The 22,994-nt window shown below is 41.3% G+C and carries 23 protein-coding genes; 15 read left to right on the top strand and 8 right to left on the bottom strand.

The genetic code is table 11. The annotated features are described in order from the left end of the window. Positions 1-58: 58 nt before the first annotated feature. Complete coding sequence (gene carB / locus KXJ59_RS14655) at positions 59-1,705, bottom strand: carbamoyl-phosphate synthase large subunit (protein ID WP_295206240.1); 1,647 nt, start codon at positions 1,703-1,705, stop codon at positions 59-61. 221 nt (positions 1,706-1,926) lie between these two features. Here carB and bcp point away from each other — a divergent pair, with 221 nt between their 5' ends. Then, complete coding sequence (gene bcp, locus KXJ59_RS14650) at positions 1,927-2,394, top strand: thioredoxin-dependent thiol peroxidase (protein ID WP_295206237.1); 468 nt, start codon at positions 1,927-1,929, stop codon at positions 2,392-2,394. A gap of 88 nt (positions 2,395-2,482) precedes the next feature. Next, complete coding sequence (locus tag KXJ59_RS14645; RefSeq protein ID WP_295206234.1) at positions 2,483-3,343, top strand: serine hydrolase; 861 nt, start codon at positions 2,483-2,485, stop codon at positions 3,341-3,343. Between the two features lie 44 nt (positions 3,344-3,387). Here KXJ59_RS14645 and feoB read toward each other — a convergent pair whose 3' ends face one another. The 3 genes from feoB to KXJ59_RS14630 all read right to left on the bottom strand — a co-directional run bounded on the left by feoB (position 3,388) and on the right by KXJ59_RS14630 (position 6,259). Continuing rightward, positions 3,388-5,505: a ferrous iron transport protein B gene (gene feoB, locus KXJ59_RS14640; protein ID WP_295206232.1), complete on the bottom strand. Its 2,118-nt coding sequence runs from the start codon at positions 5,503-5,505 to the stop codon at positions 3,388-3,390. A 63-nt stretch (positions 5,506-5,568) separates the two neighbouring features. Next, on the bottom strand, positions 5,569-5,916 hold the full coding sequence (locus tag KXJ59_RS14635; protein WP_295206230.1) for a DUF86 domain-containing protein: 348 nt from the start codon (positions 5,914-5,916) through the stop codon (positions 5,569-5,571). Then, positions 5,903-6,259 carry a nucleotidyltransferase family protein gene (locus tag KXJ59_RS14630; protein WP_295206227.1) on the bottom strand — a complete coding sequence of 119 codons (357 nt, stop codon included), beginning with the start codon at positions 6,257-6,259 and terminating at the stop codon, positions 5,903-5,905. The genes KXJ59_RS14635 and KXJ59_RS14630 overlap by 14 nt, the downstream gene beginning before the upstream one ends. Before the next feature lie 38 nt (positions 6,260-6,297). Here KXJ59_RS14630 and KXJ59_RS14625 point away from each other — a divergent pair, with 38 nt between their 5' ends. The 4 genes from KXJ59_RS14625 (at position 6,298) to KXJ59_RS14610 (ending at position 9,598) form a co-directional block, all read left to right on the top strand. Then, entirely contained in the window at positions 6,298-7,941 is a 1,644-nt protein-coding gene (locus tag KXJ59_RS14625; RefSeq protein ID WP_295206224.1) for a M28 family peptidase, read from the top strand. Between the two features lie 58 nt (positions 7,942-7,999). Further along, entirely contained in the window at positions 8,000-8,443 is a 444-nt protein-coding gene (locus KXJ59_RS14620) for an IPExxxVDY family protein (RefSeq protein WP_295206221.1), read from the top strand. Between the two features lie 71 nt (positions 8,444-8,514). Then, positions 8,515-8,745 (top strand): 4a-hydroxytetrahydrobiopterin dehydratase, encoded by a 231-nt coding sequence (locus tag KXJ59_RS14615; RefSeq protein WP_295206218.1) that lies wholly within the window; start codon positions 8,515-8,517, stop codon positions 8,743-8,745. Position 8,746: 1 nt separating this feature from the next. Further along, positions 8,747-9,598: an arginine deiminase-related protein gene (locus tag KXJ59_RS14610; protein WP_295206215.1), complete on the top strand. Its 852-nt coding sequence runs from the start codon at positions 8,747-8,749 to the stop codon at positions 9,596-9,598. Positions 9,599-9,600: 2 nt separating this feature from the next. Here the strand turns inward: KXJ59_RS14610 and selD are convergent, their stop codons facing one another. Continuing rightward, positions 9,601-10,653, bottom strand: a complete 1,053-nt coding sequence (selD, locus tag KXJ59_RS14605; protein ID WP_295206213.1) for a selenide, water dikinase SelD — start codon at positions 10,651-10,653, stop codon at positions 9,601-9,603. 16 nt (positions 10,654-10,669) lie between these two features. Beyond that, complete coding sequence (locus tag KXJ59_RS14600; RefSeq protein ID WP_295206210.1) at positions 10,670-11,512, bottom strand: biotin--[acetyl-CoA-carboxylase] ligase; 843 nt, start codon at positions 11,510-11,512, stop codon at positions 10,670-10,672. A gap of 26 nt (positions 11,513-11,538) precedes the next feature. Between KXJ59_RS14600 and rsfS the strand changes: the two genes are divergently transcribed. The 6 genes from rsfS (at position 11,539) to KXJ59_RS14570 (ending at position 17,029) form a co-directional block, all read left to right on the top strand. After that, positions 11,539-11,940, top strand: a complete 402-nt coding sequence (rsfS, locus tag KXJ59_RS14595; protein WP_295206207.1) for a ribosome silencing factor — start codon at positions 11,539-11,541, stop codon at positions 11,938-11,940. A 95-nt stretch (positions 11,941-12,035) separates the two neighbouring features. Further along, positions 12,036-14,066, top strand: coding sequence for an ATP-dependent zinc metalloprotease FtsH (ftsH, locus tag KXJ59_RS14590; protein WP_295206204.1), 2,031 nt, complete (start codon positions 12,036-12,038; stop codon positions 14,064-14,066). 26 nt (positions 14,067-14,092) lie between these two features. Continuing rightward, complete coding sequence (locus KXJ59_RS14585; RefSeq protein WP_295206202.1) at positions 14,093-14,707, top strand: LUD domain-containing protein; 615 nt, start codon at positions 14,093-14,095, stop codon at positions 14,705-14,707. 7 nt (positions 14,708-14,714) lie between these two features. Next, the gene (locus tag KXJ59_RS14580; RefSeq protein WP_295206200.1) at positions 14,715-15,143 is read left to right on the top strand and encodes a gamma-glutamylcyclotransferase family protein; all 429 of its coding nucleotides are present in this window, start codon (positions 14,715-14,717) and stop codon (positions 15,141-15,143) included. Between the two features lie 17 nt (positions 15,144-15,160). Continuing rightward, positions 15,161-15,922, top strand: a complete 762-nt coding sequence (locus KXJ59_RS14575) for a UDP-2,3-diacylglucosamine diphosphatase (protein ID WP_295206197.1) — start codon at positions 15,161-15,163, stop codon at positions 15,920-15,922. A gap of 15 nt (positions 15,923-15,937) precedes the next feature. Further along, the gene (locus KXJ59_RS14570; RefSeq protein ID WP_295206194.1) at positions 15,938-17,029 is read left to right on the top strand and encodes a mechanosensitive ion channel domain-containing protein; all 1,092 of its coding nucleotides are present in this window, start codon (positions 15,938-15,940) and stop codon (positions 17,027-17,029) included. 46 nt (positions 17,030-17,075) lie between these two features. On the opposite strand, the gene KXJ59_RS14565 is transcribed toward KXJ59_RS14570, so the two are convergent. Further along, positions 17,076-17,780, bottom strand: a complete 705-nt coding sequence (locus KXJ59_RS14565) for a MerR family transcriptional regulator (RefSeq protein WP_295206192.1) — start codon at positions 17,778-17,780, stop codon at positions 17,076-17,078. 97 nt (positions 17,781-17,877) lie between these two features. On the opposite strand from KXJ59_RS14565, the gene KXJ59_RS14560 reads away from it, so the two are divergent. Both KXJ59_RS14560 and KXJ59_RS14555 read left to right on the top strand, forming a co-directional pair. Continuing rightward, complete coding sequence (locus KXJ59_RS14560) at positions 17,878-18,726, top strand: 3-hydroxyacyl-CoA dehydrogenase NAD-binding domain-containing protein (protein ID WP_295206190.1); 849 nt, start codon at positions 17,878-17,880, stop codon at positions 18,724-18,726. A gap of 58 nt (positions 18,727-18,784) precedes the next feature. Next, the gene (locus KXJ59_RS14555; RefSeq protein ID WP_295206187.1) at positions 18,785-20,560 is read left to right on the top strand and encodes a DUF885 domain-containing protein; all 1,776 of its coding nucleotides are present in this window, start codon (positions 18,785-18,787) and stop codon (positions 20,558-20,560) included. Positions 20,561-20,602: 42 nt separating this feature from the next. On the opposite strand, the gene KXJ59_RS14550 is transcribed toward KXJ59_RS14555, so the two are convergent. Then, on the bottom strand, positions 20,603-21,742 hold the full coding sequence (locus KXJ59_RS14550) for a hypothetical protein (protein WP_295206184.1): 1,140 nt from the start codon (positions 21,740-21,742) through the stop codon (positions 20,603-20,605). An 86-nt stretch (positions 21,743-21,828) separates the two neighbouring features. On the opposite strand from KXJ59_RS14550, the gene KXJ59_RS14545 reads away from it, so the two are divergent. Next, positions 21,829-22,959: a glycosyltransferase family 1 protein gene (locus KXJ59_RS14545; protein ID WP_295206180.1), complete on the top strand. Its 1,131-nt coding sequence runs from the start codon at positions 21,829-21,831 to the stop codon at positions 22,957-22,959. Positions 22,960-22,994: the final 35 nt, after the last annotated feature.

Below are 22,994 nucleotides of genomic sequence, written 5' to 3'. Positions count from 1 at the left end.
AGTCAGTAGTGAGTAAAATGATTACATACTCACTACTGACTACTCACTACTCACTTACTCACCCCTCAAACGTGCTATAGAAATAAGGTGTTTTAGCTTCGAATTCGGCGCTGCAGGTATCTACCATTTTATAAACACGGGTAATACCGAGTGCTTTTCTTTTTTCATATACCTGTTCATCGGTACAGTCGCCATGAAGTATATGCGCAATCTGTGCATCGCCGAAACCATTTTTCTTGGCTTCTTTTAATAAGTCTTCCGGGATAGTATCGATGCTGTATTTGGCGATCTCTTTTTCCATCACACAAATCTGTTGAATTTGGTAAATGAACCAACGGTCGATACCGGTTGCCTGTGAAATAGATTTTACGGTAGAACCCTGCATCAACGCATCTTTAATACGGAAAATACGATCCCATTTCGGGGTCTTGATGTATTCTACCAGTTCCTCACTCTTCATCAGACTCTTTCCATAATAACCGAGTCCAACTGCTTCATTTTCGAGGCTCTGACAGGCTTTCTGAATGGCTTCGGTAAAGCTGCGGCCGATGGCCATTACTTCACCTACACTTTTCATCTGTAAGCCCAATGTATCATTGGCACCTTTAAACTTATCGAAGTTCCAGCGAGGTACTTTTACAATTACATAGTCTAAAGCCGGTTCAAAATAAGCGGAAGTAGTTTTGGTGATCTGATTTTGCAGTTCATCCAATGTATAACCGATAGCCAGTTTAGCGGCAATTTTTGCAATGGGATAACCGGTAGCTTTTGATGCCAGTGCCGATGAACGGCTTACACGCGGATTGATTTCTACGGCAATCAGTTCTTCTGTTTCAGGGTTCAGGGCAAACTGAACATTGCATCCACCTGCGAAATTACCCAGCGAACGCATCATCAGCATGGCTTTGTTACGCATTTCCTGGAAAGCGGTGTCGCTGAGTGTCATGGCAGGCGCCACGGTAATAGAATCACCGGTATGCACTCCCATGGGGTCGACGTTTTCAACGGTACAGATGATGACCACATTATCATTTACATCGCGTAAGAGTTCCAGTTCGTATTCTTTCCAGCCCAACACGGCTTTCTCTACCAGTACTTCATGGATGGGTGAAGCTTTTAAACCACGTTCCAGCGCTGCATCCAGATCGTCTTTGGTATGAACAAATCCTCCACCGGTACCACCAAGGGTAAAAGAAGGACGGATTACCAATGGGAAACCAATTTCCTGTGCAAATTCTTTTCCTTCGAGAAAACTATTGGCCACCCTGCTCGGCGCAACGGCCATACCAATTTTCACCATCAGCTGACGAAACTGCTCACGATCCTCCGCGGTATCAATAGCGGCAACATCCACACCAATCATCCGAACACCGTATTTCTCCCAAACGCCCAGTTCATCTGCTTCTTTACAGAGGTTCAATGCTGTTTGTCCACCCATGGTAGGCAATACTGCATCAATCTGGTTTTCTTCCAGTATCTGTTCAATACTTTCAACTGTTAATGGAAGCAGGTACACTTTATCTGCCATCATTGGGTCGGTCATGATGGTGGCAGGGTTACTGTTAATGAGAATGACTTTAATACCTTCCTCACGTAAGCTCCTGGCTGCCTGAGAACCTGAATAATCGAATTCGCAGGCCTGCCCGATAATAATGGGCCCGGAACCTACAATAAGAACGGATTTGATGGATTGATCTTTGGGCATAGCGACAAAAAAATAAATTGTGCAAATGTAAGGAAGGAAGGGTTATGGGGGGATTATTTTTTGAAGACTAACAGCAGTTAGTGAGGTATTAAGCTGCAAGCGTCAGGCCACAAGCCACAAGCAGAGAAATAGTGAAAGAAAATATTCAATCTATAAAAACTTGCCGCTTGTAGCTTGACGCTTGCAGCTTTCTCCCCCTACCTTTGCGCAAAATTTGAGAGATGGCATTACCAGTGGAAGGGAAAAAAGCACCTGTTTTTAAAGGGGTTGATCAGAATGGAGAGAAAATTGCTTTGACGGATTTCAAAGGACAAAAAATAGTCCTGTATTTCTATCCGCACGATAATACCCCAACCTGCACCGACCAGGCCTGTAACCTGAGAGATAATTATTCTTTACTGAAGAATCATGGTTTCCAGGTAATTGGGGTGAGCAGCGATGATATTAAATCGCACAAAAAATTTGAAACCAAATACAAGCTGCCTTTCCCCCTGATTGCCGATGAAAAACTAAAAATTCACGAGCAATATGGTGTGTGGCAACTTAAAAAATTTATGGGCCGCGAATTCATGGGCACCATCAGAACCACTTTCCTCATTGATGAAAATGGAAAGATCAGGAAGATTATCCAGAAACCTGTTTCTAAAAAACATGCAGAAGAGGTCTTGGCTGCATGGGGTGAAGCATAAGTTCCTTCCTTTATCCCTGCCCCGGATTTAAATCCGGGGCAGGGATAAAGGAAGGAATTTTTCTATCTTGTTGCATCAATATCCCTTTATGCAACGCATTCTCTTTATTTGTTTACTTATTTGTTGTGTTCAATCAAACGCACAGAAAACTGATAAAAGACTTCAACAAAAAATCTCCCAACTTATACAGGGTTATAATGGCGATATAGGTATTTATGTTCATGACCTGAAGAGAAATAAAACCGTTGCCATTAATGCCGACAGTATTTTCCCTACAGCCAGTATGGTAAAAGTTCCGATACTGGTAGGTGTTATGGATAAAATAGGTAAGGCCGAATTGGATTATCACCAGACACTTACTTATAAAGACTCTCTACTGTATGCAGGTGTTGATATACTGGGCTCTTTTAAAAATGATGAAAAGATAGAACTCAGTAAAGTGTTGATGCTGATGCTTACCACCAGCGATAATACAGCCAGCCTGTGGTTGCAAGGTCTTGCGGGTACGGGTACACGAATCAATGAGATCATGGATAGCCTGGGTTTTAAAGATACCAGGGTCAATAGCAGAACACCAGGCAGAGAAGCCTACAGAACACAATATGGGTGGGGACAAACCACGGCCAAAGAAATGGCGCAGTTGTTTGAACGAATCGCCGCCAAACAAATACTCAGCGATACTGCCAGTGAAAAAATGCTTAAACTGTTAAGCAGAAATTATTGGGATGAAGAAGGCCTGGCATCTATACCCGCAGGTGTTTTTGTGGCGAGTAAAAATGGAGCGGTGAATGCGAGCAGGAGCGAAGTGATATATGTGAAGGGAGATAGGGCCCGATATGTATTTTGTATCTGTACTAAAAACAATAAAGACCAGGGTTGGGGAAAGAATAATGAAGCATGGGTGTTGACGAGAAAACTGTCTGGGTTATTGTGGGACTATTACAAGTAGATTATTCACCGCAGAGAAAGGAGAACAGAGAGTTTGCGCGGAGGTTAGTTGAAAACAATGTAAGTAATCCAGCTCATGGCATAAGCCAGAACGGTCATGTACACGAGTTGGAATATAGGCCATTTCCAGGTTTTGGTTTCACGTTTTACTACGGCGAGTGTACTCATACACTGCATGGCCAGTACATAGAACACCATCAATGAGAGGGCCGCAGCAAGTGTATATACTTTAGTGCCGTTTGCATGTTTGGCCGATTGTAATTTCTCACGTAAAGAACTGTCATCGCTTTCTTCTACGCTATATAAAGTAGCCATGGTACCTACAAATACTTCTCTTGCGGCAAATGAAGTAATAAGTGCGATACCAATTTTCCAGTCGTAACCCAATGGTTTAATAGCAGGTTCAATCCACTGACCTAAAATACCTGCATAGGAGTTTTGCAGTTTTTCAGTTGAAGCCAGTCTTTTGAGGGAATCTGTTTTTTCAGGCGACTGCTGAATCAGCGTAGCATATTTGGCTTCTGTCTGTTCAATACGATCTCCGGGTCCATAACTGCTCATAAACCAAAGCAGTAAACTGATTACCATGATTACTTTACCCGCATCGGTAACAAATATCCGGGCTTTTTCTACCATGGTAATACCTACATTCTTCCAGCGTGGTGCACGGTAAATGGGTAACTCAAGAATAAAGAAACTCTTTTCACTGATTTTAATAAACCATTTCATGATATAGCTCACAATGAGTGCCATTACAGTACCGAGTAAATAAAGCGCCATCATTACCAGACCCTGTAAACTCAGAAAGCCTAAATAGTAAGTATCATCAATAACAAGTGAAATTAAAATGGTAAATACCGGTAAACGGGCACTGCAACTCATTAAAGGCGTTACCAGTATTGTCAATAATCTTTCTTTTCTGTTCTCAATATTTCTGGCACTCATGATGGCTGGTACAGCACAGGCAAAACCACTTACCATAGGCATCACACTTTTGCCATTCAATCCCACTTTACGCATCAGCCTGTCGCTCAGAAAACTGATACGTGCCATATAACCCGTGTCTTCCAGGATTGTGATGAGTCCAAACAGAATCATGATCTGTGGCACAAACACGAGTATACCACTTAAGCCCGCTACAAGTCCGTTGATGATGAGATCGCTCCACCAGGCTTCGGGTAAATGAGCGCTTAACCAGCCGCTTACTTCGGCGAAACCCCATTCAATGCCATCCATCGGGAACACGGCGAGCCAGAAAATACTCTGGAAGAGCAGGAATAATACCGACAACAAAATCACGTAACCCCAAACATGATGGAGCAGCAGGTTATCTAATTTATCGGTAAATAATTTTTTCTCTAATGGTCCCGGCTCCAGCACATTCTGTTTCATGATTTGCCTGATACGGGTGTATCGCTGCATGATTTCCTCTGCCTGGGTTTTGGTGGGATTGAAATGGTGGTCTTTCTCAATCTGCTCCATTTTATTCTGGAGACTGTTACTCAAAGGGAAATGTTCATGGTTAATGAGAAAATGAACGGCCGCATAATCACTCAATTGTTCATCGAGTTCCTGTATGGCAGTTATGGCCTGTGGGGCCAGTTTTTTATTCTCAATAAAATCGCGTGATGGTGCATGGGTACCCTGCCGGGCGGCCACTTGTGCCAATACTTTTTTCAGTTCAGCCAGTCCCTTATTCTTGCGGGGGTTAACCGGCACTACCGGAATACCCAGATCGGCTTCCAGACCACTGATATCTATTTTGATGTCTTTTTTAGCCGCAATATCATTCATGGTGAGTGCCATCACCACCGGTATTTTCAGGTCGATGATCTGGCTGCAGAACAGGAGATTGCGTTTCAGGTTACTGGCATCGGCTACCAGCAATACAACGTCGGCTTTCATTTCTGTATCAGCACCCATCAATACTTTATAAGCCACCCATTCATCTGCGCGACGTGGGTAAAGACTATAAGTTCCGGGTAAATCGATCAGCTCTGCATTGGTACGGTCATCAAGTGAAATAGTGCCTGTCTTTTTATCAACAGTAACACCGGGGAAATTACCCACTTTCTGATTCAGCCCCGTAAGACTGTTAAACAGGGAGCTTTTTCCGCTATTGGGGTTACCTACAAGGGCAATATGAATATTCTTATGATTCAAATGATTAGATGCAAAAGTAGTGGCAAAGGGTAGTGAGTAGTTACGAGATCGGGAACAGAATGGTTATTGGGCTGATTCCTGTTGAATGATTAATTCGATGGATTCTTTTAAAGGTGCGATCTCAAATTCAAGAACCTGCCAAACGATTTCATAGTCTATACCAAAATATTCATGTGCTAGACGGTTTCTTAACCCAGTCATTTTGAACCAATCTACAAATGGATAACGGGATTTTACATCAGGATGAATTCTTTTACTTGCTTCTCCAATAATTTCAAGACTACGAACAATAGCACGACTTAATCGCTCATCGGAAATCATTTCATCATAAGTCGTTGATTTTAACTCAAAAAGACAATACTTGGTCTCATCTAGAATATGGTTGAGAAAATCAATATCAGAGGGTTGCATATTCTGTATCCTCCAAAATGTATTTTCCAATATGTTTACTCAACCCTTGAGGGGTAATAAGATCAACCTTTTTATCAAATAATTTTTCCAGATAATCTGCTAAATAAACCAGATTGTGTAAGTTTTTTTTGCCTTTAATAAACTCAACTAAAAAATCTATATCGCTTTCCTTTGTGGCCTGATTTTTACTATAAGAACCAAACAAGCCGATTTCCTGAACACCAAAAGCCCTTAGGACATCTTTATGAAGTCTTAGTTGTTTAAAAATCTCGTCTTTATGTAAAACCTTATCAGGCATATCCCAAAAATAAACATTATTTCCAAAACAACTTGTTATACTCATGTTGTGCAACGTACTTTTGCTTCAGCTAAGCAGATATTATGAAGAAACTGTTGTTTTTGTTGTTACTGGTGCCTGTTCTTTCCTGGTCGCAGAGTAAACGGAAAAAGAGAATTGCCGAAGAAAAAGCCAATGCCGTATTGGTAACCAATCTTAAAACCCATGTGAATTACCTGGCCGATGACCAGTTAGAAGGCCGTTTAACAGGCAGTAAAGGAGAAGAACTGGCGGCGCAATACATCATTAAACAATACGAACAACTCGGTATTACCCCAAAAGGAACAAAAGGATACGAGCAGGTATTTGATATCAATGAAGGCAAACAGATTGATGCTGCAACCAGTCTTGTTATTGATGATAAAACACTGACTATCCGTAAAGATTATTTTCCGCTACCCTATAGTCCGAATAAAAAACTGAAAGGAAAGCCGGCCATGATTTTGAGTGAGAAAGGCCAGCCCTGGTTTTATGATGTAAAAGAAATACTGGAAGAACAAAAAAATAATCCTCATTTTGATCTTGAAGCTGCTATTAAGAAGCAGGTAGAAATTGTAGTAGCAAAAGGTGCAACAGCTTTGTTTGTGTACAACAGCTCCACACTTACAGATAATATTCAGTTCAATAAAAATGATCGTTCTGCACTATTGCCTGTTCCTGTTATTTATATTACCAAAGAAGGATGGAAAAAATATTTCTCTGATGAAGAAGCGAGTATGGATGTTGCTTTGAGTGTGTCATTATCGGAGAAGAAAAGAAAAGGAAGAAATATCATTGCCTTTATAGATAACAATGCGGCCAACACCGTAATCATTGGCGCACATTATGATCACCTGGGTTATGGAGAAGATAAAACGGCATTGGATACTTTTCATGCCATTCATAATGGAGCAGATGATAATGCCAGCGGAACAGCAGCTTTACTGGAACTGGCACGCCTGCTGAAAGAAAAATCGCCCGTTAATAATAACTATCTTCTCATGCACTTCTCTGGTGAAGAGCTGGGTTTACTGGGTAGTAAATACTGGCTCGAAAACCCTACGGTGAAAGTAGCGCCCAATTACATGATCAACATGGATATGGTAGGAAGGTATGATACAGCGCATAAATTAACTGTTGGTGGTTATGGTACTTCTCCGGTATGGGGTGAGGTTTGGAAAGGACTAAAAACAAGTTTAATTACCCGATTCGATAGTACCGGCAGTGGCCCCAGTGACCATGCCAGTTTTTACCGTGCCAGTATTCCGGTACAGTTTTTCTTTACGGGTAGCCATGCAGATTATCATAAAGTCAGTGACGATGCCGATAAAATAAACTACAATGCACAACGCGATATTGTAAAACTGATTTATGAACTGATTACACAAACCGATACAAAAGGGAAACTTGCATTTGCTAAAACAAGTGAACCACAAATGGGACAAACACGCAGGTTCACGGTGTCGTTGGGTGTAATACCTGATTATGGTTATACAGGTACCGGTATGCGTATTGATGGAGCAACCCCTGGGAAAATGGGTGAAAAAATTGGGCTAAAGGCAGGAGATGTACTGATACAGCTTGGTGAATATAAATTTGTAGATGTAATGAGTTATATGCAGGCATTAAATGGGTTTAAAGCAGGCGATAAAACCAAACTGCGTATCAAAAGAGGAACAGAAGAGAAGGAATTTGACGTACAATTTTAAAAGAGCGTCTGTTGTCCATAGTCCATGGACCATAGACGATGGACAATAGACTACCGCCATGGCAACAACCAAACTAAGACTGAACATTGAAGAACTCAACGAAGACTTCTTTGATGATACCCGCCTCCTGGGTATAACGGCACCGGTAAAAAATTACCAGTTCTGTTTGCAGTTGAATAACCTGTTGGGTTACCAGTTCAGACTCAATCCGGGACTGGAAATACACCTCCGCAGAAAAGAAAGGAGTTATTATTTCAGCATTTATGAATCGAGAGAACCCAATAGTTTTCTGGTACATTATCTCTATCATAACCAGTTCGATGGTGAATATTTACTACCCGAATTCAAACACATGGATTTTTTATGGCTCATGAAAGGTGATTTGGTCGACGATAACAAATGCAACTGGATCAAACAATCGGTCAAAAACCTTGCGGGTGTGCAATTAGTAGCCGAACTTACCAATGAGCAGATTAAGAACAAAGGGAATATGGTGTTTTAAAACAGAGGAACAGAGGAACAGAGAAACAGAGGAATGTCCGATTTCGATATTCATTATTTAAATGATGTTTTATGTGGATAGAAGAGAATAATAAGCTGTACAGAAAATTTCAGTTTGCCAATTTTTCGGAGGCATTTGCTTTTATGACAAGGGTTGCCATGGAAGCCGAAAAAATGAATCATCACCCCTATTGGAGCAATGTATGGAATACTGTTGAAATATGGCTGAATACCCATGATGCAGGAGATGTGGTAACCGATCTTGATCATCAGCTCGCGAAAAGAATTGATAAACTGGTATAGTATGGCAACACTTCCCACAACGGTTATGCTGATTAAACCCAATGCAAAAATGGGGAAGCCCATTGTAAAAACATTTCAATCTTTGTACAATTTATTGGAAGAACAAGGCATAGAAATTGTATTGTTTAACCAGTCTGACAATAGCACAGTGGGAGCTCTCTACCCCGCTTGTTGGCTCACCACTTTACCTGATGGAGTAGTATTGGTATTGCCCATACACAGAAGAGAAAGAAGAGAGGAGAAAAGAGACGATATTCTTAATACACTTCAGCAAAAATATTTACTGAAAGATGTGGAAGACTGGAGTGAATATGAAGTAGAAGGCTTTTTCCTGGAAGGTACAGCCAGTATGGTAATCGATCATAAACACAAATTGATCTATGCCGCACTTTCTCCGAGAACACATCCTGCCATCCTTGAAAAATTTTCGACAGCGCATAAATACAAAGCCATAACCTTCAGCGCAAGAGATGCATTTGGTAAAACGCCACTACATACCAATATGCTCATGCATTTCGGGGAAGATTTTGCATTGCTTTGTGAAGAAGCTTTCACAGATGATATAGACCTGATTGCTGTAAAACAATTGCTCTTGTCTACCGGCTATCGAATTATTCCTTTCAGCCTCGATCAGTTGACTTTATTTATGGGGAACAGTTTTTCATGTAAAAACAAAAAGGGGGAGTCTTTATTGCTGATGGGTGAAGCCGCTGTAGCGTCATTAACCAAAGAGCAAAAAAAACTAATCGGTAAACAGGTGCAGGTTATTCCGGTAGCACTCGAACCCATTGAAGCAGCCGGCGATGCGGGGTTAAATGCTATGCTGGCACCTGTATGGTTACAGGCTAAATAACATCAGGCATTCACCAACACCGTCTTATCCGTTTTGGGAATCATTCTTCCAACAGGCTCAATAAAATTTTGTAGCTGGTGCTGTTCAAGAATTGACTGAACAATACTTACAGCTTCAGGGGCAACTGCAATGAGTAAGCCGCCATTGGTTTGAGGATCGGGTAATATATTAAACGCTTCCATTACATTTACGCCTGTTCCAAAACCGGTTTTACTGCTATAACTGTTCCAGTTACGGTAAGTAGCATCGGGTACAATTCTTTGAGCCAGATAAGTTTTTGCGGCTGTAATGATGGGTAGTTTTGAATAACCGATTTCAGCCGATAAACCACTACCCTCTGCCATTTCAATAAGGTGACCAAGTAATCCAAAACCGGTAACGTCGGTCATGGCATGTACTCCTTCTGTTTTACCAAGTGCTGCTCCAACACTATTCAATTGCATCAATTGTTTCAATAATAATATCTGGTCTTCATCTGCCAGTACATTTCTTTTCTGTGCTGTTGAAAGAATACCCACACCCAAAGGTTTGGTGAGAAAAAGAAGATCGCCTTCTTTGGCAGTATTGTTTTGTTTGAGTTGATCTTTATTCACCAGTCCATTAACCGACAAGCCAAAAATGGGTTCAGGTGAATCAATGGAGTGTCCGCCCGCCAACGGAATACCAGCTTCCATGCAAATAGCCCTGGCTCCTTCAATTACCTGTTGTGCCAGTTCGGGAGAAAGTTTATCAACGGGCCATCCCAAAATAGCAATGGCCATAATCGGGCTGCCCCCCATGGCATATACATCGCTGATGGCATTGGCGCCTGCTATTTTTCCAAAAGCAAAAGCATCATCAACAATCGGCATAAAAAAATCTGTGGTACTAATAAGTGCCTGTCCGTTTCCTAAATCATAAGCTGCCGCATCATCTTTACTGGCATTACCTACCAGCAGTTGCGGAAATATAGCTGCGGGCTGGTCTGTTTTAAGAATGGTATCTAATACAGCAGGTGCTATTTTACAACCACAACCGGCACCATGCGAAAATTGAGTGAGTTTAACAGGTTCCATAGAGTTGCAAGATAAGTTACTCAATGATCCAACTGATTTCACCAAACTGAAAACGATCGGAAGGCCCGTTTTCAACCAGCAAATCACCCTGTTCATTTACACCCAGTAAGCTACAGGAGAAACGACTATTGGCTTTTTTTAGATGAATAAGGGCTCCTTTTTTGTATAGATGTTCATTGTATGCGGTGAGCAATTCATCAAAAGAGGCCTCTTGTAACTGCCTCAGCCGAACATCGATATGTGTACATAATTCCCTGGCCAGTTGAACAGGATCAAAGGTTTTACCGGTTATTTGTTTGAGCGAAACAGGGTTTAGTAAAGCAGCATCAAATAATACCTGATTGATATTAATGCCTATTCCAGCCACGGCCCACTGCCATTTCTGACCGCGTAGCTGGTTTTCAATCAAAATACCCCCTGCCTTTCTGTCACGCCAGTAAATATCATTGGGCCATTTAATGGATGTTTCATCTCCCGCATACCGGTAAAAAAAATCATAGCAGGCCAATGCAACGGCAACGCTTAGCCTGAATTGCTGACCCTGAACCAGTGGTTGGGGGTCAATTACCACCGACATGATCAGGTTTTGCCCCGATTCCGTTATCCAGCTTTTTCCATGTTGTCCCTTGCCTGCCCATTGGCGATGCGCAAAAAAAACTGAACCATGTGTTGCCATATTGTGTTGAATATGGGTCATGGCATAAATGTTGGTACTATCAGTCTCGGATAATTCCACGAACGGCTGTCCGATTGGTGCTTTAACGTTCTCTGATGCCAAAGAATTACTATTTTTGACGAAGTTACCACCGAGACCGTTAAACACCCGATGTTTATTGCGGGTACGGATGTCAGGAGTCATTATTAAATTTTAAATCATATCTATTATTGGAACCGCTTTCTGTTTTACAAAGCCGTACTAAAAGCTCGGTAACGAGACTTTCACGCAACTCGAAAATTTTCAAGGCCATTATTAAAGCTGTTCAGGATAAAAAAGCAGAACATATTATAAGTCTTGACCTGCGAAAAATACCGGAAGCCGCGGCCGATTTTTTTGTGGTTTGCCAGGCATCCAGTACTACCCAGATCAGGGCTATTTGCGATTCGGTGGAAGATGAAGTAAAAAAAGTTTGCGGTGAAGCGCCTTATAAGCATGAGGGCAGACAGGCATTACAATGGGTACTGATTGATTATGTAAATATTGTGGTACACGTCATGCATCCGGATGCACGCAAGTTTTATAAACTGGAAGAAATGTGGAGCGATGCGGCCTCACAAATACACGAATAAAGAAAAAATTACAGGATCTCTGAATATACAGGAACCTGAAACGTCATTATACTGAGAGGAATATGTCACAGGAAAACAAGCAACCGAAATTAAACATGGAAAAAGGTGATGGCCAACGTAAAGGCCCCAAATTCAATATTTACTGGATATACGGTATCATTATCATCGTTCTGATATCTGCACAGGTCTTTAATTTTTCTCCCGAATTAAAAGTGATTACTGAAAAACAGTTCAGGGATAATATTTTAGTTCAGGGTGATGTACAAAAACTTGACCTGGTCAAAAACAAAGAACAGGTGCATGTATATGTATACAAGGACAGACTGAATAAAGATTTTTATGTTAAGCAATTCAAAAGCAGACTTGATCCCAAGAAAATAGGGAATTCACCCATTTTTTCTTTTGAAGTGGTAGACTGGAAAGCATTTGAAGAAAGACTGGATGTATTCTGTAAAGCCAACAATATTGCTGAAGTAGATATGCGTGTGGTAAAAGCACCGGAATGGTTTGGTCCATTGCTGAATACGGTATTTACATTGCTCATCATCATTGTAGCATGGGTATTACTCATGCGCAAAATGGGCGGCCCATCCAGCGGTGGTGGTCCGGGTGGCATCTTCAATATTGGTAAATCAAAAGCTACTTTATTTGATAAAGGTGCAAAAGTAAATATCACTTTTGCCGATGTAGCCGGACTCGATGAAGCCAAAGTAGAAGTGATGGAGATTGTTGATTTCCTCAAGAATCCTAAAAAATACACCTCGCTTGGTGGAAAAATACCAAAAGGAGCATTACTGGTAGGTCCTCCGGGTACTGGTAAAACATTATTGGCCAAGGCCATGGCTGGTGAGGCGCAGGTGCCGTTCTTCAGTCTGAGTGGTAGCGATTTCGTGGAAATGTTTGTGGGTGTGGGCGCCAGTCGCGTACGTGATCTGTTTAAACAGGCAAGAGAAAAAGCACCTTGTATTATTTTTATTGATGAGATAGATGCCATCGGTCGTGCCCGCGGCAGAAACGCCATCATGAGCAATGATGAAAGAGAAAATACATTGAACCAGTTACTGGTAGAAATGGATGGTTTTGGTGGAGATACCGGTATTATTATACTTGCTGCCACCAACAGACCCGATGTATTGGATAGTGCTTTATTACGCCCGGGTCGTTTCGACAGACAAATTTCAATTGATCGTCCGGATGTAAAAGGTCGTGAAGCGATTTTTAAAGTACACCTGATGCCAATTAAAATTTCCGAAACACTCGATCTGCATAAACTCGCTGAACAAACACCCGGATTTGCCGGTGCCGATATTGCCAATGTATGTAATGAAGCGGCGCTGATTGCTGCACGTAAAGGAAAAGAAGCGGTAGACATGAGCGATTTTCAGGATGCCATTGACCGTGTGATTGGTGGTCTGGAAAAGAAAAATAAAATCATCGCACCACATGAAAAAGCAGTGATCGCTTATCACGAAGCCGGACATGCTGTATGTGGCTGGTTCCTCGAACATGCTTATCCATTGCTGAAAGTAACCATCGTGCCAAGAGGTACTGCAGCGCTGGGGTATGCACAATACACGCCTACAGAACAATACCTGTACAATACCGATCAGTTAATGGATCAGATCTGTATGACATTAGGTGGCCGTGCCGCAGAGCAGATATTCTTTGGTAAGATATCAACCGGAGCTGCGAATGACCTGCAACAGATTACCCGTATTGCCTATAGTATGGTAACTGCATATGGCATGAATAGTAAGGTAGGTAATGTGAGTTTTTATGATCCTACCCAGGAAAATACATTCACAAAACCTTTTAGTGAAGAAACCGGAAAAATTATTGATGAAGAAGTAAGAGGTATTATTGATGAAGCATACCAACGTACTATTCAATTACTGACTGAGAAAAAAGAACAGGTTGAAAAACTCGCAAAAGAGTTACTTGATAAAGAAGTCTTACACAAAAGCGATGTGGAAGAGTTGATTGGAAAACGCCCGTTTGAAGAAAAGAAAATACTGGAAGTAGAAACAGAAGTAGCAGCAGAACCGGTTACAGAAACTGTAAGCTCTGTACCAGTTGAACAGGCAGGAGATAATGATACAGCAACAGATTCAACCGTCATTGCATAATGTCACAAACAGCAAGAGAAAATATCTTGAAAAAAATAAAACAGGCACTGACTCAACCAGTGCCTGTTCCCTTTCCTGAAAGAGTTAAGGAAACAGGTTCGGTATTTCAACCGGTATCAGATGATCTCGACGTACTCTTTGCACAGCATTTTACTCAATTGCAGGGTCGGTTCGCTTTTTGTGAAAATGAAAAAGAGCTGGCATCGCAATTGAATATGCTATTTATCAAACGAGAGTGGAAAGCGCTTTATTGCAGGGAAGAAGAATTGAAACAAAACCTTCAGCAGGCTGGATTTAAAGCCATGACAGCCATTGATGTAGAAAGCTGCGACGCTTCAGTTACCGGCTGTGAGTACCTGATAGCAAGAACGGGCAGCATGGTAATGTCGAGTGGACAGGAAAGCGGCAGAACGGTAAGTGTGTATGCACCGGTTCATATTTGTATTGCTTATACCGATCAACTGGTGTACGATGTGGAAGAGGCACTCGTATTGCTGAAAGAAGAATATGGCGAACAACTGCCTTCCATGATTACACTGGCTACCGGTCCGAGCCGTACAGCCGATATTGAAAAAACGCTGGTAGTGGGTGTGCATGGGCCTAAAGAAGTATTTTGTTTTTTAGTACAACGAAACGGATGATCTGTATATGCCAACTGAAATTTTACCCTTGTTTGTATATGGCTCGCTGAGAAGTGGTTTTCAGCATCCGGCCTATGCCTATATAAGCCGTTATTTTACTTTACTGGGTACTGCAACAGCTCAAGGAGAATTGTATGATATGGGCGAATACCCCGCTGCTATTCCTTCAACTGGAGAAAAATTGATTACTGGCGAATTGTATGCTATTCAGCGGGAAGAAGAATTTTCATGGGCCATTGGTCAGTTAGACGATTATGAAGGCATTAACGGAGAACCAGACGAGCCACAACTTTACCGAAGAGATAAAACAACGGTTCATCTGAACGGACAATCAGTAGAAGCATGGATATATTGGTTCAATGGATCAGTGGAAGGAAAACCGAAAATTGACTGTGGCGATCTTCTGCTTTACATGCAGCAACAAAAAAAATCATAACCCCTTTTATACGGCGGATGCAATTGATTACACCACAAAAGAAAATATATTTTTTATCCGATTTTCATCTGGGTGCACCCGATTATGCAAGCAGTCTTGTTCGTGAAAAAAAAATAGTGGCATTCCTGGATCAGGTGAAGAAAGATGCAGCTATCGTATTTATTGTAGGTGATATTTTTGATTTCTGGTATGAGTATAAAAAAGTAGTACCCAAAGGTTATGTAAGACTGTTGGGTAAACTGGCTGAACTTACTGATAGCGGAATAGATGTTCGCGTATTCATTGGCAACCACGATATGTGGATGAGTGGGTATTTTGAAAAAGAACTCAATATACCCGTGTACCATCATCCCAAAGTTTTTGAATGGAATGGTAAACGGTTTTATATTGGTCATGGAGATGGACTTGGCCCGGGTGACCATGGCTATAAATTTTTGAAGAAAATATTCAGGAACCCATTTTGCCAGTGGCTCTTCGGTCAGTTACATCCTACATGGGGTATTGGTTTGGCCAACTATTTCAGCCGGAAGAGCAGGGAGAAAACCGGTTCAGCCGACGAACATTTTTTAGGAGAAGATAAGGAATGGCTGATTGTTTATTGTAAAGAGCTGTTACAGCATGAACAATACGATTATTTGGTTTTTGGTCATCGCCATTACCCGATTGATTTTGCACTGACAGCACAAAGTCGTTATATTAACCTGGGCGACTGGATACGAAACTATACCTATGCCAGTTTTGATGGCACTAATATGCAGTTGCATAAATGGGAGCAGTAACACTTTTAAATTGTAATGATGGATCGTTTTTTACAACAGAAAGTATTTGATAATACGGTTGAATCGTATCTCTATGTATTGGGTACCATACTGCTGATGCTATTGCTGAAAAAGCTCATCTCGAAATACCTCGCGCAGCAGTTATTTAAAATGATTGCCAATAAAAAGAACCAGACCGCGCGGAAATCTTTTCTCGATCTGGTGGTGCAGCCGCTGGGGTTATTTTTAGTGCTCTCTATTTCTATCATCGCTATCGATAAGCTGAGGTTTCCGGGTATACTCGATTTTAAAATATACCGCATCACATCTAAACAACTGATAGAATCTATTGCCAATGCAATTATGGTGATCGTATTTATCAGGCTTTGTTTACGGATCATTGATTTTATTGCAACTGTACTGGAAGAAAAAGCCAACCTTACAAAGGACCAGACCGATAACCAGCTCATCATTTTCTTCAAAGACTTTTTTAAAGTAATTCTGGTGATTATTGGCATATTGCTCATGATGAAATTTGCTTTCAACAAAAGCATTGGTAACCTGCTTACAGGTTTGAGTATTGTGGGTGCGGCCATCGCGCTCGCTACTAGGGAAAGCATGGAAAACCTGATTGCTTCTTTTATTATTTTCTTCGACAAACCCTTTGTGGTGGGAGACCTGGTAAAAGTAAACGGCTTTACAGGTAATATTGAGAAGATAGGATTGAGAAGTACCAGAATACGAACAACAGATAAAACCTATATTTCGGTACCTAACAAGCAAATGGTAGACAGTATTGTAGACAATATGAGTTTGCGCACACAAAGAAAAGCAGAACTCAGACTGGAAATCGATCTGGCCGCTACTGCTTTGCAATTACAGGCTTTAACCGATGCCATCAAACAAATACTTACCGTGCCGGATATTGAAAATAAAGTGGTTTTCCTGGGCGAAACAGGAAAAAATGCACACATTATAACAATAGAATTTTTTACCAATGCCGAGCAACCGATAGAAGCATTTAACCAGCTGAGGCAGGAGGTAAACCTGCACATCATCAACTGGATGGAACAACATGAAGTTGCCATGGCTGCATCTAATACATCTGTTACAGTAAAACAAGTATAATCATCCTTTTTTCTTGCCCGGATTTAAATCCGGGCAAGAAAAAAAATTAATTACCCAGCCCGGCTTTGAGTTCCAGTAAAAAAGATTTGAATTTGGTAAGCGACTGTACTAATTGTAACTGTACATCGGCCTGGCCCTTGTTTTGTTTGAGGTAATTACGGGCTCCTTCAATGGAAAACTTTCGTTGGCGCAGGAGAAAATAAATGAGCTGTAAATTTTTAATATCCTCAACCCTGAATAACCTGTCGCCCTTGCGTGTTTTACGGGGCTGTAAAACCTCGAATTCATTTTCCCAGTAACGAAGCAAAGAAGTATTCACTTTAAACCATCCCGCCACTTCACTGATGGAATAATATAATTTTTGTTTGAGTACTTCTTCATCAGGTATATCAATCAGGTCAACTTCTGTATCCATTTCACGAAACGATTTCCGTCCACGTTTGCCTGGCTGGCGCATACTGTTTTCCACAGTAATAACAGGCTCTTCCGTTTGCTGCTTTTCAATAACAACAGGGGGTTCTGGAATTTTGGCTTTAATCTTTACTACAATACGCTCATCTGCAAACACAATAGGGTCTGTTGCCGGAACTATTGTTTCAGTAACAGGTACTATGGGAGTAGCTACCATTTCGGGTTCAGCAGCAACAACAGGCAAAGGTTCGGCCGCTTTTTCCTTCACTACCGGCTTTTTTTTAACCACCGGTTCAATGGGCATGCCAAACAAATCGAGCTGTTGAAGAGGTTTTTGCATACCATAAAAGTAATGCATCTGTAAAGCAGTAACTTATGTGGGTTAGTTAAAGTGGAAAAGATGTAAGTATCTTGCAATCATCTTAAGTAAGAGTCATATGACCAATACTAAAACCATCTGCGTTTGTGGTGCCGGAACCATGGGTAGTGGTATTGCACAAGTGGCTGCTCAGGCAGGTTTCCAAACCATTCAGTTCGACCTGAACCCCGAAATGGTTGCCAAAAGCAAACAATCAATCAATGCTGGTTTGGCCAAACTGGTAGAGAAAGGAAGATTAACTGCTGATGAACAGGCTGGCATCATGAACCGGATATTATTTACCACCGATGCGAAAGAGTGTAAGGCGGATATGATTATTGAAGCCATCATTGAAAAAAAAGAAGCCAAGATCAGCCTGTTTCAGGAATTGGCAGCTATTAATAACAGTGAAACCATACTGGCTACCAATACCTCTTCCATTGCGGTTACGGAAATTGCTGAGGCACTCCCGAATCCTGAAAGAGTGGTAGGGATGCATTTTTTTAATCCGGCGCCATTGATGAAACTGGTGGAAATAATCAGCACCCATAAAAGCTCAGCCACAACCATTGAACAAACGATGGCGGTAACAAAACAAATGCAGAAAACACCGGTGCTTTGTAAAGACGCACCCGGTTTTATTGTAAACCGTGTGGCCCGTCATTTTTACCTCGAAGCCATGCGTTTTGTAGAGAAAGAACAGGCGGTTGTTGAAGACATAGATCAGCTAATGGAAGCCAGTGGTTTTAAAATGGGTCCGTTTAAACTGATGGACCTGATAGGGATGGATATAAATTATAGTGTAAGTAATATTGTTTGGGAAGCATTGGGTAAACCATCCCGATTAACGCCATCGTCTGTACAACGTGAAAAAGTGGAGGCAGGAGAGTTGGGTAGAAAAACAGGGAAAGGATTTTATAGTTATTAGTTAATAGACCATGGTCCATGGACTATAGTCTATCGTCGTGTCCGCAAAATTAATTTATATGAAATATTTTTTTCTTGGGTTGGGTTTTCTCCTGCTCTTATCGGCCTGCCAGTTAAGTAATAGTAATGTTACAGGTGAAGACAATAAAGAACTGGCAGTGTTTCTCGACACTTACTATGAGGAGCGGTTAAAATTTTATCCTATTGAAGCTACGATCAATGGCGATGAAAGATACAATGACCGTTTGCTGATTGATTTTACGGATGAACATCGTTCAACACTGAAAAAGTTTTATAAAGAACAACTCACTTATCTCAGCAAGTTCGACCGGGAGTACCTGAATACCAACGATCAGTTGAGTTATGATGTATTGAAGAGAGAACTCGAAGTGAACATCGAAGCATTAGGGTTCAAGGATAATTATATGCCTTTGAATCAGTTTTCCAGTACCCACCTGATATTTATGCAAATGGGTAGTGGACAGGTATACCAGCCATTTAAAACCGTACAGGATTATGATAACTGGTTAAAACGTGCGACTGTTTTCCCGGCTTATCTCGATAGTGCCATTGTATATTTTAGAAAAGGAATGAGCTCGGGTCATGTGTTACCTAAAATACTGGTAGAGCGAATGATTCCGCAGTTTCGTTCAGTTGTTACAGATACGGCTGCAGCCAGTTTGTTTTATGGTCCGGTAAACCTGATGCCGGTTTCATTCGATATAGCAGAGAAAAAAAGACTGGCGGGTGAATTCAATACCCTTATCCTGCAACAGTTAACGCCAGCTTTCAGAAGAATAGCCGATTTTCTGCAGCATGAATATTTGCCGGTAGCCAGAACTTCAACCGGTATTGCAGCTATTCCTGATGGAGAAAAATATTATCGTTTCCTGGTAAAACAACAAACCACTACCACATTTACACCCGATGAGATTTATGAAACAGGTTTGGCAGAAGTAAAACGCATACGGGCAGAAATGGAAAAGACAAAAGAAGCTGTTGGTTTCAAAGGCGATTTGAAAGCTTTCTTTGCATACATCAATACCGATAAAAAATTTACACCGTATAAAACAGCCGCAGAAGTAATTGCCGCTTTTCAGTCGATACAGGAACTTATACAACCCAATCTGGAAAAGCTGTTTAGTAAAACACCGAAAACGGCATTTGAGATCAGGCAAACCGAAGCCTTTCGTGCGGCGAGTGCCAGTGCCGAGTACCAGCAGGGTACACCCGATGGAAGCAGACCCGGTGTTTTTTACGTGCCCATACTCGATGCCACTACATTCAATATTACCAGTGGTATGCAGAGCCTGTTTTTGCATGAAGCCATACCGGGACATCATTACCAGATAAGTCTGCAACAGGAGAATAACAAACTGCCTAAATTCAGACGTTTTGGAGGTAATAATGCATACGTAGAAGGCTGGGCATTGTATTGTGAAAGTTTAGGGAATGAACTGGGTTTGTATAAAGATCCCTATCAGTACATTGGTGCATTGGGCGATGAAATGCATAGGGCTATACGTTTGGTAGTAGATGTGGGTATGCATGCAAAAAATATGACAAGAGAAGAAGCCATCAGGTATATGATGGAGAATGAACAGATCAGCGAAGCTGGTGCTGTTGCGGAAATAGAAAGGTATATGGTAATACCTGCACAGGCATTGGGCTATAAAATGGGGGCTTTAAAAATAAGGGCATTGAGAACTAAATATGAACAGCAGTTGGGCGATAAATTTAAAGTGCATGTTTTTCATGATGCAATACTGAAAGACGGGGCACTGCCACTGGAAGTGCTCGAAAAGAAAATGGATTTGTGGGCCACTAAACAATAATTTTTTCCTTGCCCGGTATTTAAATACCGGGCAAGGAAAAAATTATTGCCATGTACTTAGTGCAGAAGTGTATCCCTTAACCGTAAAACTATGTCTGAACCTGTTTTTAGTACTAAACTCACCTCGTTTGGTATAAATAGCAATGGCACCTGCAGAACCCGATAAAGGTGAAAGCATGGCCGGTGGCCTGTATACTTTTACCATGGCCACATCTGATGGCGAAACCACCCATATATCCTGTGTAGAAACCCTGAATTCATCTAAATAAATTTCTACAGGCTCGCCCCTCCATCTTGCCAACTCAGTCATGGTTTCCTGGTCTTTCTCTACAATCAGGCCAGGTACTTTTCCTTCAAGGAAACGAAGAATGCTCATGGAACGGGACATAGTTTCATCTTCAATACCATCAAATACCAGGGCCTCGGGTTTTTGAAAAAGACCACTGGAATAATACTCATCGTACTGTTCAATTTTTTTCTTGTATTTACCTACTACTGTAACTCCTGGCAAGAGATCGGTACCGGCAGTTGTTTCCATATTAAATACATAACCCGACGAATCGTTTTTATTGATTCTGGCAGATGTGTTACCTACCGTAACCCAAACCCTGCTTTCCATAATGGGTATAAAAGAAGAATCAAGTGGTGTTTCAATACCAATATGTAATGTATTTTTTGTCGTCTTTTTTACCGGTGTAAAAACAAAATAGGCCGAGTCTTCAAACAGGGTACTTTTGAGCCTGAACTGTCCATCGGGGTTCAGCGATATGGTTTCAAAATAAGTACGTTTGTTTTTTGGGATCATCATATAGTTGATCTGCTTCTCCGATTCCAGATGGTTCTTTATTTCACCCGTCATCCTGAAATAACCTTTCTGCACCAGAAAATTAACGGCATAATGTCCGTTCGGAATTTCTTTTCCGACCACAATCGAAGCCTGCGCTTCACCATTGATAAAGGGGTAGCGAAATTTCCATCTTGTACCTGTAGTAATATTATCTATCCATACATGCAGGGAAGCGGCATTGAGTTTCTGTTGCTCGAAATTGGGAATGATACAACTGAAATCAATCGTATCGCCTTTTTTAAAACTTGTTTTATTGATGTCTACCATCAATGAATCGGCAGCATGGCCAATAGTAAAGCCAGCAAGACAAACGAGCAATAATAAAAAACTTCGCATAGATGAATACAATAATATATAAAAATGAGTCATCTGTGAAGGTGAAAGTGTATTTTAACAATTAATGCCGCTAATTTTGCCCCCACATGCGCATCGCTATCAACGCTATATTTCTGCAGAACAATCCAATGGAAGGCTATGGTCATTATACTGCCGAAGTGGTTCAGCGAATGATAGAAGCACATCCGGAAGATGATTTTTTATTGGTCTATGACCGTTCATGGGACAAGGATTTTATCAATAAACCCAATGTTACTCATCTGCTCGTAACACCTGCTGCCCGTCATCCATTAAGTTTTAAATACTGGTACGATATAAAGGCAAGTGCTGCAGTAAAAAGGTGGAAGGCTGATGTATGGTTTCAGCCTTATGGTTTTTGCAGTTTAACCAGCAGTGTACCACAGGTATTAATGATACATGACCTGTCTTTTAAACATTACCCGCAGTATATAAGCTGGTACCAGCGTTTGTATTACCGCTGGTTTACACCTTCTTTTATCCGTAAAGCGAAAAAACTTATCACAGTTTCAGATTTTTCAAAAAATGATATCATCAAAAACTACCGTACTCCTGAAAATAAAATAGCAGTGATTCCGGGAGCCGCCAGAAAAGGTTTTATACCGCTTGACTGGGAAGAGAAACTGGCAGTAAAAAATGGATATGCAGACGGGAGAGAATATTTTTTGTTTGTAGGAGGTGTTCATCCGCGTAAAAACCTGCTGAACCTGCTCAAAGCGTTTTCCCATTTCAAAAAATGGCAGCACAGTAATATGAAATTACTGGTGGCGGGCAGACTGGCATGGCAGTACGATGACCTGCTTGAAAAAATGAAAACCTATAAATACCGCGATGATGTGGTATTACTTGGTTACCTGCCAGAAGCGCAATTGCAAAAAGTGGTGGGTGCTGCTTATGCATTGGTATACCCATCCTGGTTTGAAGGGTTTGGATTGCCCATACTTGAATCTATGCAGGCAGGAGTACCCGTTATCTGCTCCAATACCAGTAGTATGCCCGAAGTGGCAGGAGATGCAGCCTTACTTATAGATCCGGCCAGCCATGATGCAATCGGAAAAGAAATGCTGGCACTGTATCGCAGCGAAGGTATTCGTAATGCTTTTATTGAAAAGGGTTTGCAAAGGGTTCAATCCTTTAGTTGGGATATAACTGCTGCTGCTGTTTATAAGGAACTGAAACAGGCTGTTTTACCTCAATAGTAAAGCCACAGCACTTATATCTCTCCGATTAATCC

Source organism: Sediminibacterium sp., assembly GCF_019264485.1.
Taxonomy (GTDB): Bacteria; Bacteroidota; Bacteroidia; order Chitinophagales; family Chitinophagaceae; genus Sediminibacterium.
The sequence above is the reverse complement of the archived record's forward strand: the minus strand, read 5'-3'. Positions and strand labels throughout refer to the sequence as shown.

Coding starts and splice junctions, on each gene's coding strand:
- carB (WP_295206240.1), bottom strand. CDS start 1,705: ATGCCCAAAGATCAATCCATCAAATCCGTTCTTATTGTAGGTTCCGGG.
- bcp (WP_295206237.1), top strand. CDS start 1,927: ATGGCATTACCAGTGGAAGGGAAAAAAGCACCTGTTTTTAAAGGGGTT.
- KXJ59_RS14645 (WP_295206234.1), top strand. CDS start 2,483: ATGCAACGCATTCTCTTTATTTGTTTACTTATTTGTTGTGTTCAATCA.
- KXJ59_RS14635 (WP_295206230.1), bottom strand. CDS start 5,916: ATGCAACCCTCTGATATTGATTTTCTCAACCATATTCTAGATGAGACC.
- KXJ59_RS14630 (WP_295206227.1), bottom strand. CDS start 6,259: ATGAGTATAACAAGTTGTTTTGGAAATAATGTTTATTTTTGGGATATG.
- KXJ59_RS14625 (WP_295206224.1), top strand. CDS start 6,298: ATGAAGAAACTGTTGTTTTTGTTGTTACTGGTGCCTGTTCTTTCCTGG.
- KXJ59_RS14620 (WP_295206221.1), top strand. CDS start 8,000: ATGGCAACAACCAAACTAAGACTGAACATTGAAGAACTCAACGAAGAC.
- KXJ59_RS14615 (WP_295206218.1), top strand. CDS start 8,515: ATGTGGATAGAAGAGAATAATAAGCTGTACAGAAAATTTCAGTTTGCC.
- KXJ59_RS14610 (WP_295206215.1), top strand. CDS start 8,747: ATGGCAACACTTCCCACAACGGTTATGCTGATTAAACCCAATGCAAAA.
- selD (WP_295206213.1), bottom strand. CDS start 10,653: ATGGAACCTGTTAAACTCACTCAATTTTCGCATGGTGCCGGTTGTGGT.
- KXJ59_RS14600 (WP_295206210.1), bottom strand. CDS start 11,512: ATGACTCCTGACATCCGTACCCGCAATAAACATCGGGTGTTTAACGGT.
- ftsH (WP_295206204.1), top strand. CDS start 12,036: ATGGAAAAAGGTGATGGCCAACGTAAAGGCCCCAAATTCAATATTTAC.
- KXJ59_RS14580 (WP_295206200.1), top strand. CDS start 14,715: ATGCCAACTGAAATTTTACCCTTGTTTGTATATGGCTCGCTGAGAAGT.
- KXJ59_RS14575 (WP_295206197.1), top strand. CDS start 15,161: ATGCAATTGATTACACCACAAAAGAAAATATATTTTTTATCCGATTTT.
- KXJ59_RS14570 (WP_295206194.1), top strand. CDS start 15,938: ATGATGGATCGTTTTTTACAACAGAAAGTATTTGATAATACGGTTGAA.
- KXJ59_RS14565 (WP_295206192.1), bottom strand. CDS start 17,780: ATGCAAAAACCTCTTCAACAGCTCGATTTGTTTGGCATGCCCATTGAA.
- KXJ59_RS14560 (WP_295206190.1), top strand. CDS start 17,878: ATGACCAATACTAAAACCATCTGCGTTTGTGGTGCCGGAACCATGGGT.
- KXJ59_RS14555 (WP_295206187.1), top strand. CDS start 18,785: ATGAAATATTTTTTTCTTGGGTTGGGTTTTCTCCTGCTCTTATCGGCC.
- KXJ59_RS14550 (WP_295206184.1), bottom strand. CDS start 21,742: ATGCGAAGTTTTTTATTATTGCTCGTTTGTCTTGCTGGCTTTACTATT.
- KXJ59_RS14545 (WP_295206180.1), top strand. CDS start 21,829: ATGCGCATCGCTATCAACGCTATATTTCTGCAGAACAATCCAATGGAA.